Here is an 11,969-nt window from a genome sequence, read left to right as displayed (position 1 = left end):
GCCGCGGCGCAGCCACTCACCACGACAGGACGGCAACACCCTTGATCGACCCGGACACGCCCAGCCTCGCCGGCACCATCACCGATGCCTATTCGCTGGAGGTCAGCGCAAAGCACATTGCCGGGCTGGCTGCAGCGGCGCCCCGGATCACGCGTGGCGCAACCATTGCAATCCCCTACCTGCCCAACCAGGACGACGACGCGCGGCTGGCCGCGGCACGGATGGTGCGCACACTCGGCTTTCAGCCGATGCCGCACCTGTCCGCGCGCCGTATCGCCTCGCGCGAGCAGCTGCACGCCTTCGTCAGCCGCGCCGTCGATGACGCCGGCGTCGAGCGCTGTTTGGTGATTGCGGGCGATCCGCCTGCTCCGCTCGGGCCGTTTCCGGACAGCTTGTCGCTGATCGATACCGGGGTCTTTGAGCGCAACGGCATCCGGACCATCGCCGTGGCGGGGCATCCGGAAGGGCATCCAAGCTTGCCTGCAGCCGATCGATGGGAGGTGCTGCAGCGCAAGTGTCGCAGCATCACCGAGCGCGGCATGGCGCCGCTGATCGTCACCCAGTTCGCGTTCGATGCCGACATCGTGCTGACGTGGTTGCAGGCGCTGCGCGCGCACGGCATTGCACATCCCGTACGTGTGGGCGTACCCGGTCCTGCCGGCGTGGCGGTGCTCGCACGCTATGCCGCCAGCTGCGGTGTCGGCGCATGCGCATCGATGCTGTCCAAATACGGCATCTCGCTCGGCAAGCTGTTGGGCACCGCAGGGCCGGATCGTTTTGTGGAACGGCTGGCCACTGGCCTGACTGATGCGCACGGCGAGGTCCGCATGCACTTCTACCCGTTTGGCGGCATCGCGCAGACTGTCGCGTGGGTGGAGCAGTATCGCTCCCTTACCGCACGCGGCCGGGCGGACTGAAACCCGCCAAATCCGGCGCCCGCGCAGCATCTGCAGACCTCTGACTTTCATCCGGCGATGCGTCGTGGACATCGACATGTCCACGACCCCCATCACAGTCTGTACTTTTTAGTTGTGGAGTTTTGTTTGCTGCGCGTGAGGTGTTGCAGCGCACAGCAGACCTGTCACAAGCGCGCGGTATAACCATCGGCGAATCGCGGCGAGGGGGCGCTGCATCCGATGCCGTTGCCATGCGCGGCGGCATCGCTTCTGCAACGTTCAAGGAGAGATGTCGCCATGCCGAAGCCGTCGCTGTTGTCCTTGCTGTGCACCCTGTCGCTGGTCTCCACGCCGCTTGCCGCGGCCGAGCTGCAACCCAAACAACTGGCTGGCCCACCGGAGGAGTTCGCGCAGATGCGCGCGCCCGATCCGGCCGAGTCGGCGATCCTGTCCAAGAGCGCCTTGCTGCCGGTGGAGTTGACGCCGGCCGGCAAGTCCGCACGCTGGCAAGGCACCTTGCCGGTGGAAAACGGTCATCTGCGTTTCATGGTGCTGGCCGGCGATCAGCCGTGGGAGGCGGCGGTGACTGCACCACGCGTTGCCGGCGCACGTGCCGCTGCTGTTGCACCGCAGCTGCAGGCACAACGCACACTGTTGGGCAGCGCCGAGAGCGGCACCAGCGGCATGCGTTACGCGGTGGAGTCCGCGCAGAACGGCAACTGGGCGCTGACGCTGCAATCGGCGGCGCCGGTGGCGCAACGCGGGTATGTGCTGATGGAAGGCGATGCGCGCACGCAGCTGGCCTCGTACCCGCGCCATCGTCGGCAGCAGGTCGGCCAGTCGCTGACGCTCAACGCCTTGCTCAGCGGCAACGATGCAGCCGGCGCGAGCTTGCTGGCCGCGCAGGCGGGGCAGATCGAGACAGCGAGCCTGCGTGTGATCGACCCGCAAGGCGGCATCCGCACGCTGCCGATGGCCGATGACGGGCAGCACGACGACGGTGCTGCCGGCGATGGCGTGTATGGCGGCACGTTCCAACCGACAGCCGAAGGCACCTGGATTGCACAGGTGATCGTGCGCGGTCGCGACCAGGCCGGGCAGCCGTTCGTGCGCACCAGCGAGCATGTGTTGCCGGTGCTGGATACCTCCCTGCGTCTGCTCGGCAACGCACTCAGCGCACGCGCTGCCGACGGCACCCGGCTCAGCATTGCCTTGCCGATTGCCGCGCGCGGCAAGGCACCATCGCATTACCGCGTGTTTGGCCAGGTTTGGGGCACCGATGCCAAGGGCAAGGACGTGCCGGTGGCGTGGATCGGCGGCATGCTGACGCCGCAGCAAGGCCAGCTGCCGTTGAGCCTGGACGAGCGCTGGGTCGCGCGTGCCGGTGCGCGTGCGCCGTTTACGCTGCGCGGGCTGCGCATCGAAGACCCGGACCATTACATCCCGCTGGTACAGGCCGACACGCTGCCCTTGCAGCTGCCCGCATTGCGCCGCGCCAGCATTGCGCGCTCTGCCGCTGCGATCGACGAAAGCATGCGCATGGGGCCACGTCCGACGACGCTGGCCCGTGCCACTGCGATGGCGCAACCGCAGGCCGCGGGGTCACAACTGGTGCTGGTGCATGGCTATTGCTCCAACGGCGTGTGGCCGCAGGCGCAGTTCACCAATGCGTCCTCGTTCCTTGATGCCAAACAGAACCGCAGCAACGACCAGTTCGCACAGCGGTTGGCGCAGTTCGCCAGTCAGTGGTCCTCGTTCGCGACGGTGGCGCACAGCCAGGGCGGCATGGCCGCGCTGCATCTGTATACCTACTACTGGAGCGGGCTGGATAACGCTACAGGTGGGCGGGTGATGCAGTCGGTCGGCACGCCGTACCAGGGCACCAATCTGTCAGGCATTCTGGCGGCGGTGGGCTCGTGGTTCGGCGTGGGTTGCGGCACCAATACCGACATGACCTACGACGGCGCCAAAGCCTGGCTGGCCGGTATTCCGGCCGATGCGCGTGCCAAGGTCAACTACTACACGACCTCGTTCGCCAAGACCAACTGGTACACCAACGACTACTGCAACGCGGCCTCGGACCTGGTACTGAACGACCCGGAAGATGGCACCGTGGAGCAGGTCAACGCGCAGCTGCCGGGCGGCGTCAATCGCGGCCACACCACCGGGCAATGCCACACCACCGGCATGCGCGACCCGGCGCAGTATCTGGATGCCAGCCGCAATGCAGTGATGAACGCCAACGCGGCGAAGTGATGCGGTTCTAGCAATGATTGAACGCTGTGGGTGCATCGGTTTCTAGAGCGGATGATCTGCGGCTTGGTTGCAAGGCCCTTGCCCGCCCACCCTCGCGGGACACGCCGCAAGTCCGTCCCTGTAGGCTCTTACGCGGCATCCATGCCGCGTAAGGTCCCGCGACGGTGAGCGGGCAAGGACCCGTCGAGATGGTCGGTGTGCGTGGTTGCGAGCGGAGCATGACGTGTGCTGGTCGGATCACCGTCGGTTAGATCACCCCCTCACCATTTTTTTTCCATCCCAACCCGAGCAGCAGGCGGGCTTTCAACACACAAGCCACAGACTGTTGATTTGCCACCGCAAGCCGAGCAACAAGCTCTTAAGAAAGCAGCCGACTAACTCTCTGGTGCGGTGTCCTTGCCGGTTGCGGGACCCTCGGCGGCATGGATGCCGCCGAGGAGCCTCCACGGATGGATTCACGGCGTGTCCCGCAAGCGGTGAGGGCATCGCACGCTCAACCCACCTAGCTTTTGACTCAAGGCTTGGAGCGCGCCTTGACGGAGCTAGGGTTCGAAGGCTTGGTTGCTTTATGCGTGGTGTCGCGATGCACTTGGACTATGTGGATAGATCAGGTGTAGAGCTGCTGATCTACGGGTTTGCTGCAGGGCCCTTGCCCGCCCACCATCGCAGGACACGCTGCAAGTACGTCCTTGTTAGCTCTTACGCGGCATCCATGCCGCGTAAGGTCCCGCGACGGTGGGCGGGCAAGGACCAGTCGAGATAGTCGGTGTGCAGGGTTTTAAACAAAGATACCGATCAACTCTCTGGTGCGGTGTCCTCGCCGATTGCGGGACCGTGTGGCGGCATGGATGCCGCCACCGAGCCCCCAGGGATGGGTTCACGGCGTATCCCGCAAGCGGTGAGGGCACCGCGCACTCGACCGACTCAGCTTTTGATTTCGGTACAGCGGTCGAAAGGTTTTACTAGCCACTCCAAGCCGCTTCGGAAGCCCACAGTTCTGCATCCGCGCCTGCAGGAATAAACATCGGCGCGGCCGGATCGGTGGCTGCGCGCCAGATGGCCTGCGCGACATCGATCGACTGCGTTTCGGGGCCGGCGGATGCGCTCATGCGCGCCATCGTCTGTTGCATAAACGTTCCATAGACCTCGTCATCAAGACCGCGAAGACCCGCGCGGGCATTGGCACGAAATTCCGTCTCCCCGCACGAGCCCGGCGAGACGATGCGCACGCGGATACCGAAGTCCTCCAGCTCGGCGGCCAGCGATTCGCTCAGCGCATTCACCGCGGCCTTGGCTGCGCGGTAGGCACCGATCAGTGGGAGGGGTTTGAGCGTTGCGCTCGACGACACGTTGACGATGACCCCGGCGTGGCGCGCACGCATCTGCGGCAAGACCGCCTGGGTTACCGCAAGCGTGCCGAAGGTATTGGTCTCGAACAGATCACGCACCGACTGCAGGCTTGCCAGTTCCAGCGGCGCGGGCGCACCGGAGCCTGCATTGTTGACGAGAACGTCGACCGTGCCGGCCGCAGCGATCGCGGCCTGGATGCTCGCGGCATCGGTGACATCGAGCTGCAACACCCTCATTCGTGGCGACGCAGGAAACAGGTCTTCGCGTGGAGTGCGCATGGTGGCGACCACATTCCAGTCGCGCTCTAGGAAGTAATTGGCGGTCGCCAAGCCAAAGCCGGATGAGCAACCAGTGATGAGTACGGTTTGCATGGAGCGCCCTCGGTGATGTTGTGAGGGATGTACGTTAGGCGTCGAACATCGTACTTGCGATATTCTAAAGTGCTTAATTCATTTGCGAGAGTCCAATGCTGCCCGACCCGCTTACCGAGGTTGTCCTGCTGCTCAGGCCGGCGGCACGGTTTTCCAAGCTTGTCGTGGGCGCCGGTGCGTGGTCGGCACACCGCTCCGATGCGCCAGGCCCGTTTTATTGCGCAGTGATCGAAGGGACGTGCCGGCTGACGCTCGAAGATGGCGAGGCGCGTGTTCTTGAAGCAGGCGACTTCGTGCTGGCACCGGCCATGCTGGCCGTCACGCTCTCCAGCCTGCAGGCGTCGACCGGGCAGGCCCACACGGTGCCGACCAACATGGGCGATGGCACTTTCCGTATCGGCGCGCAGGACGGCCCGGCGGATCTTCGCATCGTGATTGGGCATTGCAGCTTCGGCTCGCCCGATGCCGCGCTACTGGTGTCGCTGCTGCCCCGGCTGGTGCATGTGCGCAGCGAGCCGCGACTTACCACGCTGGTGACTCTGGTTGGCGAAGAGGCACGTGCAACCCGGCCCGCACGCGAGGTGGTGCTTGCGCGGCTGTTGGAGGTGCTGTTGATTGAAGCATTACGCTCGCTGACAGCGAGCGACACGACGCCAGGACTGGTGCGCGCGTTATCCGACGCGCGGCTGGCGGCGGCAATGCGTGCACTGCACGGTGCACCGGCGCATGCGTGGACGGTCGATGCATTGGCCAAGGAAGCGGCGCTGTCGAGATCATCGTTCTTTGCGCGCTTCAACCGGGCAATGGGCATGGCGCCGATGGAATATCTGCTGGCATGGCGCATGGCGCTGGCAAAGACGCTTCTGTCAGAACAAGGGCTTGGCGTAGCGCAAGCCGCGCAGCGTGTGGGGTATGGCTCGGCAAGCAGTTTCAGCGTTGCCTTCACCCGCCATACCGGCAGCCCACCATCGCAGTACGCGCGCGAGCGTGCTGCAGCGCCTGCAATGTCTGCAATGTCTGCAGACGCTTTGTAACGGCATCAGGTGTGTCAGACCCGAGCGCGCAGTGCCGCCTGCAGCTGCAGTGAGAAACAGCTGCAACTGCAGGCAAGTGCCCTCGCACTGGCGCATCGATGCATGACTACTGTTGCGCTACCGGTGGCGGTTGCGCATCGGCGCCGCCGCCGAGCACCTTGTACAAGGTCACCCGGTTGCTTGCTTCGGTCAGCCGCAGGCTGATCAAGGTCTGCTGTGCGCTGTAGAGCGAGCGCTGCGCGTCCAGCGCCACCAGATAACTGTCCACGCCATTGCGGTAGCGCGCATCCGACAGGGTGAAACCGCGTTGTGCCGCATCCACCAGGGCGCGCTGTGCGTCCATGCGTTCGTCCAGCTGGGTGCGCTCGGCCAGCGCGTCGGCCACTTCGCTGAAGGCGGTCTGGATCGCCAGCTCGTATTGGGCGATGGTGATGTCCTTCTGCAGCTTGGCCACATCCAGTTCGGCCTTCAGGGCGCCGGCGCGGAAGATCGGCAGGCTCACGCTGGGCGTGAACGACCAGGTGTGGTCGCCATCGAACAGGCTGGACAAGGCATCGCTGCCGCGCCCGACATTGCCGGTCAGCGAGATGGTGGGGAAGAACGCCGCACGCGCTGCGCCGATGTCGGCGTTGGCGGCCTTGAGCGTGTGCTCGGCCGACAATACGTCCGGGCGCTGCAACAGCACGCGCGATTCCAGCTGCGCCGGCAACGGTGCCAATGCCACGCCGCTCTCGATCGCATCGGCAGCCGGCAGCAACGCTGCCGGTACCGACGTGCCCACGACCAGGTTCAGCGCATTGCGCGACTGCGCCAGCTGGGTGGTGAAGCTGGCGACATCGGCGCGCGCGCTTTCCACGCTGGTCTGGATCTGCGCCAGATCCAGCCCGGAGACGATGCCGTTGTCGTGCTGCAATTCGGTCAGGCGCAGCGTCTTGCGCTGGCTCTCCAGGGTCTGCTGGGCAAGTGCCAGCCGCTGCTGATCGGCGGCCACGGTGAGCCAGTCGCTGGCCACTTCGGCCACCAGGCTCAGGCGGGTGCTGCGCTGGGTCTGCTCGCTGGCCAGATAGGTCTCCAGCGCTTCGTTCTTGAGGCTGCGGATGCGCCCGAACAGGTCCAGCTCCCAGCTGCTGATCCCCACCTGTCCGGTGGCGCTGCGGATGATCTGCGGCGCGCCGGTGAAACTGGTCGCGGCTGCGGCACGTTGCGCCGTGTGCGAGACGGTGGCGTCCACCGCCGGAAACAGGTCCGCACGCTGGATGCGGTACTGCGCACGCGCCTGCTCGATATTGAGCACGGCCACACGCAGATCGCGGTTGTTGTCCAGCGCCAGTGCGACCACCTGTTGCAGGCGCGCATCGACCAGCACCTGCCGCCAGTCCAGCCCAGCCGCAGCGGTAGTGCGGCCATCGGCACTGTCGCCATGGAGCGGGCTGCCGGTGTCGCCGACCACACCGGGCACCGGTGCATCCGGGCGCGCATATTGCGGCGCCATGCTGACGCAGCCGCTCAATGCGATGGCACAGGCCACCGCCAGGCTGAGGGATGTCGTGCGCATCATGGCGTTACCTCGGAGGTGGAAACGACGGGGGAGTGCGCGGCCGCCTTGCCGGGAAACAGGCTGCGCACCATCACGTAGAACAACGGTACGAAGAAGATGCCCAGCACGGTGGAGGCCAGCGTGCCGCCGAGCACGCCGGTGCCCAGCGAATGGCGTCCGCCGGAGCCGGCGCCGCTGCTGATCACCATCGGCAGCACGCCGAGCATGAAGGCCAGCGAGGTCATCAGGATCGGGCGCAGGCGCATGCGTGCGGCGTGCAGGGTGGCCTCGATCAAGGGCTGGCCTTTCTCTTCCAGCTCCTTGGCGAACTCCACGATCAGGATGCCGTTCTTGGCGGCCAGGCCCATCGTTGCCAGCAGGCCGACCTGGAAGTAGATGTCGTTGGACAGCCCGCGCATCCAGGTCGCCAGCAGCGCGCCGACGATGCCCACCGGCACCGCCAGCATCACCGAGATCGGGATCGACCAGCTCTCGTACAACGCGGCCAGGCACAGGAACACGAACACCAGCGATACCGCATACAACATCCAGGTCTGGGTGCCGGCCGCCTGCTCCTGATACGACATGCCCGACCAGGCGTAGCCCACGCCCTTGCCCATGCCGTCCACCTCGCCGGCGACCGCGGTCATCGCGTCGCCCGAGCTGATGCCGGATGCGGCGCTGCCGGTGATCTCCATGGATTCGCTGCCGTTGAGGCGGGTCAACACCTGCGGCGCATACGCCCAGGCGCTGCTGGCGAACGCGGAGAACGGCACCATGGCAGCGTCGCTGTTGCGCACGTACCAACGGTCGATATCGCCGGGCAGCATGCGCGCGGACACCTCGCCCTGCACGTACACGCGCTTGACCCGGTTGTTGTTGAGGAAGTCGTTGACGTAGCGCCCGCCCATCACCGTGGAGAGCGTGGTGTTGATGTCGGCTGCGGCCACGCCCAGCGCGCCGGCCTTGGCATCGTCGATCTGCACGCGGTAGGTCGGCGCATCGTCCAGGCCGTTGAAGCGCACCGCCGTCAGGTTCTGATTGCCGTTGGCCAGCTGCAGCAACTGCTTGCGTGCTTCCACCAGCGCCTCGTGGCCGTTGCCGGCGGCATCCTGCAGCTGCAGGGTGAAACCGGAACTGGTGCCCAGCCCGTTGATGGCCGGCGGCGTCAATGCAAACACCTGCGCGTCGGGCAGCGTCATCATCATCGCGCCGGTGATGCGCTGGGCCACCTCCTGCGCCGAGCCCTCGCGGTCGGCCCAGTCCTTGAGGCGGATAAAGCCCATGCCCGAGTTCTGGCTGCTGCCGGCCAGGCTGAAGCCGGAGATGGTCATGATGCCCTGCACTTCCGGCTGCTTGAGGATGAACGCGGTGGCCTGGTCGATCGACTGCTGGGTGCGTTGCTGGGTGGCACCGGCCGGCGCACTGAACATCACCATCAGCATGCCCTGGTCTTCCTCGGGCAGGAACGCGCTGGGCAACCGCCAGAACAGCAGACCAAGCACCACCAGCAACAGCGCGTAGACCAGCGAGCCGAGCTTGCGATGGCCGACCACGCGCTCCACGCCACGCCCATAGCGCTCGGTACCGCGATCGAAGCGGGTGTTGAACCAGGTGAAGAATGTGCCCAGCGCGCCCTTGCGCGAGACATGGCCGCCCTTGTCGATGGGCTTGAGCAAGGTGGCGCACAGCGCCGGACTCAGGGTCAGCGCGACCACCAGCGACAGGATCATCGCCGCGGCAATGGTCACCGAAAACTGCCGATAGATCTCGCCGGTGGCGCCGCCGAAGAAGGCCATCGGCAGAAACACCGCCGTGAGCACCAGCGCGATGCCGACCAGGGCGCCGGTGATCTGGCCCATCGAGGTGTGCGTGGCCTCGCGCGGCGACATGCCCTGCTCGGCCATCAGCCGCTCGACGTTTTCCACCACCACGATGGCATCGTCCACCAGCAGGCCGATCGCCAGCACCATCGCGAACATGGTCAGCGTGTTGATCGAAAAGCCCAGCAGCGACAACACCCCGAAGGTGCCCATCAGCACCACCGGCACCGCGATCACCGGCACCAGCGTGGCACGCCAGTTCTGCAGGAACAGGTACATCACCACGACCACCAGCACGATCGCTTCGATCAGGGTCTTGACCACTTCCTCGATGGAGATGCGCACGAACGGTGTGGTGTCGTAGGCGACCTCGTACTTCAGGCCGGCCGGAAAATACGGGTTGAGTGCATCCAGCTTGGCTTCCACCAGCTTGGCCGCGTCCAGCGCATTGGCACCGGTCGCCAGCTGCAGGCCCATGCCCGAGGCGGCCTTGCCGTTGAACTTGGAACTGGAGCCGTAGGATTCCGAGCCCAGCTCCACCCGCGCGACATCGCGCAGGTAGACCGTGGCGCCGCCGGCATCGGACTTGAGCACGATGTTCTCGAACTGCGCCGGTGTGCGCAGCTTGCTGCGCGAGGTCACCGTGGCATTCAACTGCTGGCCCTGCAGCGCCGGCAATGCACCCAGCGCGCCGGACGAGACATCGGCGTTCTGCGCGGCGATCGCGCTGCTGACATCCGAGGGCATCAATGCGTAGGTGTGCAGTTTCTCCGGATCCAGCCAGACGCGCATCGCGTACTCGGCACCGAACACGTTGACGCTGCCGATGCCGTTGAGGCGGCTGATCGGGTCCTGCAACGAGGACACCATGTAGTCGCCGATGTCGGTGCTGTCCATGCTGCCGTCTTCGGAAGTGAAGGCCAGCACCATGAACATGCTGCCGCTGGCCGACTTGGTCACGGTCACGCCGTTGGTCTTGACCTCGTCGGGCAGCAGCGCCTCGCCTTGCGACACCTTGTTCTGCACCTGCACCTGCGCGGTGTCCGGGTCGGTGCCGGACTCGAAGGTCAGCGTGAGTTGCGCGGTGCCCGCCGAGCTGCTGCTGGAGGACATGTAGAGCAGATTGTCCAGGCCTGTCATCTGCTGTTCGAGGATCTGGGTGACCGAGTTCTGCACGGTCTCTGCGGAGGCGCCGGTATAGGTCGCACTGACCGTGACCGAGGGCGGTGCGATGTCCGGGTATTGCTCCAGCGGCAACGAGAAGATCGAGATCGCGCCGGCCAGCGTGATGACGATGGCGATGACCCAGGCGAAGATGGGACGGTCGATGAAGAAACGAGCCATGGGAGTTCCTCAGTCGGCCTTGGGCGTGGCGCTGGCCGGCGCTGCAGGCGTCGGCGTGGCCGTACGCGCAGCAGCGGCGGGTGCGCTCGGTGCGCTCGGTGCGATTGCAGCGGCTGCACTCGGTGCTGCCGCTGGGGTAGCTGTGGTGGCGCTCACCTCGCGCGTTTTCACCGGCATGCCGACCTGGATCTTCTGCAGGCCCTGCACGATCACGCTCTCGCCTGCGGACAGGCCTTCGCTGACCACCCAGCGATCGCCCACCGCATCGCCGGTCTTGAGCACGCGCTGCGCCACCTTGCCGTCGGCGCCGACCACCATCGCCACCGCCTCGCCCTTGCTGTTGCGGGTGACGGCCTGTTGCGGCACCAGGATCGCCTGCTCGTTGACCGCCATCGACAGCACCGCCTTGACGTACATGCCGGGCAATAGCAGATGATCGGGGTTCGGAATCACCGCACGCAGCTTCACCGTGCCGGTGGTGGCATCCACCGCTGTGTCCACCACTTCCAGCGTGCCGGTGCGCGCGTAGGCAGTGCCGTCTTCCAGCAACAGCTTGACCTCGGCCTTGCCATCGACCGCCTTGAGCTGGCCGGCATCGAGCTTGCGCCGCAGCTGCAGCAGCTGCGCGCTGGACTGACTGACATCCACATAGATCGGATCGAGCTGGTTGATGGTGGTGAGCACATCGGTCTGGTCGGCGGTGACCAGCGCGCCCGGGGTGAAGCTCGAGGTGCCGATACGGCCGCTGATCGGCGCGGTGATGCGGGTGAAATCCAGATTGAGCTTTGCGGTCTGCAACGCCGCCCTGGCCGCGGTGACTGCGGCTTCGTTCTGACGCAAGGTGGCGGTGGCGTCGTCGCCGTCCTGCTGGCTGACCGCATCCAGCTTGACCAGCGTCTGATACCGCTGCGCCTTGGGCCTGGCCGACAGTACCGCCGCTTCGGCCTGTGCCAGTTCGCCTTGCGCGGACGCATACGCAGCCTGGAACGGCGCCGGCTCGATCTGGTACAGCACCTGCCCGGCCTGCACCTGCTCGCCTTCGGTGAACAGCCGCTTGCGCAGGATGCCGCCCACTTGCGGGCGCACCTGCGCGCTTTGATAGGCCACGGTGCGCCCGGGAAGCGTCTGGTCCAGCGCCAGGCGCTGCACGTCCACGCGTTGCACGCCCACTTCCACTTGCCGCTGCTGCGGCGCTTGCGCAGGCGAACACGCCGCCAGTGCGATGGTGATCATGGCGGCCAGCAGCCACTGACGCGGCACCACGGCAGAACGGGAGGAAGCAACGCAACGCATACGGCGCACTCGGGAGTGATCGGAGGATGCGCACGCTACGCTGCGAATATGGAGCAAATTTGAAG

At 65.8% G+C, this 11,969-nt stretch carries 7 protein-coding genes; 3 read left to right on the top strand and 4 right to left on the bottom strand.

Annotated elements, in window-relative coordinates; translation table 11 throughout:
• The first annotated feature begins 41 nt into the window (after window positions 1-41).
• Together AC1PLS_RS01880 and AC1PLS_RS01875 are read left to right on the top strand one after the other, a co-directional pair.
• Window positions 42-917 (top strand): methylenetetrahydrofolate reductase, encoded by an 876-nt coding sequence (locus AC1PLS_RS01880; protein WP_481104148.1) that lies wholly within the window; start codon window positions 42-44, stop codon window positions 915-917.
• 276 nt (window positions 918-1,193) lie between these two features.
• A complete protein-coding gene (locus AC1PLS_RS01875; protein ID WP_024938838.1) occupies window positions 1,194-3,152 on the top strand; it encodes a choice-of-anchor X domain-containing protein in 1,959 nt (652 codons plus the stop codon).
• Window positions 3,153-4,114: 962 nt separating this feature from the next.
• Here AC1PLS_RS01875 and AC1PLS_RS01870 read toward each other — a convergent pair.
• A complete protein-coding gene (locus tag AC1PLS_RS01870) occupies window positions 4,115-4,873 on the bottom strand; it encodes an SDR family oxidoreductase (RefSeq protein ID WP_046344942.1) in 759 nt (252 codons plus the stop codon).
• Between the two features lie 98 nt (window positions 4,874-4,971).
• Between AC1PLS_RS01870 and AC1PLS_RS01865 the strand changes: the two genes are divergently transcribed.
• Window positions 4,972-5,907 carry an AraC family transcriptional regulator gene (locus tag AC1PLS_RS01865; protein ID WP_104593749.1) on the top strand — a complete coding sequence of 312 codons (936 nt, stop codon included), beginning with the start codon at window positions 4,972-4,974 and terminating at the stop codon, window positions 5,905-5,907.
• Between the two features lie 106 nt (window positions 5,908-6,013).
• Here the strand turns inward: AC1PLS_RS01865 and AC1PLS_RS01860 are convergent, their stop codons facing one another.
• From AC1PLS_RS01860 to AC1PLS_RS01850, 3 genes are read right to left on the bottom strand one after another with little or no spacing between them, the layout of a single operon-like run.
• The gene (locus AC1PLS_RS01860) at window positions 6,014-7,462 is read right to left on the bottom strand and encodes an efflux transporter outer membrane subunit (protein WP_481104147.1); all 1,449 of its coding nucleotides are present in this window, start codon (window positions 7,460-7,462) and stop codon (window positions 6,014-6,016) included.
• Window positions 7,462-10,611, bottom strand: a complete 3,150-nt coding sequence (locus AC1PLS_RS01855; RefSeq protein ID WP_481104146.1) for an efflux RND transporter permease subunit — start codon at window positions 10,609-10,611, stop codon at window positions 7,462-7,464. Before AC1PLS_RS01855 ends, AC1PLS_RS01860 begins: the two co-directional genes overlap by 1 nt.
• 9 nt (window positions 10,612-10,620) lie before the next feature.
• Window positions 10,621-11,904, bottom strand: a complete 1,284-nt coding sequence (locus AC1PLS_RS01850) for an efflux RND transporter periplasmic adaptor subunit (RefSeq protein WP_481104470.1) — start codon at window positions 11,902-11,904, stop codon at window positions 10,621-10,623.
• Between the last annotated feature and the right edge of the window lie 65 nt (window positions 11,905-11,969).

The sequence above is a fragment of the Xanthomonas sp. NCPPB 3218 genome (genome assembly GCF_056725185.1).
The sequence above is the reverse complement of the archived record's forward strand: the minus strand, read 5'-3'. Positions and strand labels throughout refer to the sequence as shown.

Coding starts and splice junctions, on each gene's coding strand:
- AC1PLS_RS01875 (WP_024938838.1), top strand. CDS start 1,194: ATGCCGAAGCCGTCGCTGTTGTCCTTGCTGTGCACCCTGTCGCTGGTC.
- AC1PLS_RS01850 (WP_481104470.1), bottom strand. CDS start 11,904: ATGCGTTGCGTTGCTTCCTCCCGTTCTGCCGTGGTGCCGCGTCAGTGG.
- AC1PLS_RS01860 (WP_481104147.1), bottom strand. CDS start 7,462: ATGCGCACGACATCCCTCAGCCTGGCGGTGGCCTGTGCCATCGCATTG.
- AC1PLS_RS01870 (WP_046344942.1), bottom strand. CDS start 4,873: ATGCAAACCGTACTCATCACTGGTTGCTCATCCGGCTTTGGCTTGGCG.
- AC1PLS_RS01855 (WP_481104146.1), bottom strand. CDS start 10,611: ATGGCTCGTTTCTTCATCGACCGTCCCATCTTCGCCTGGGTCATCGCC.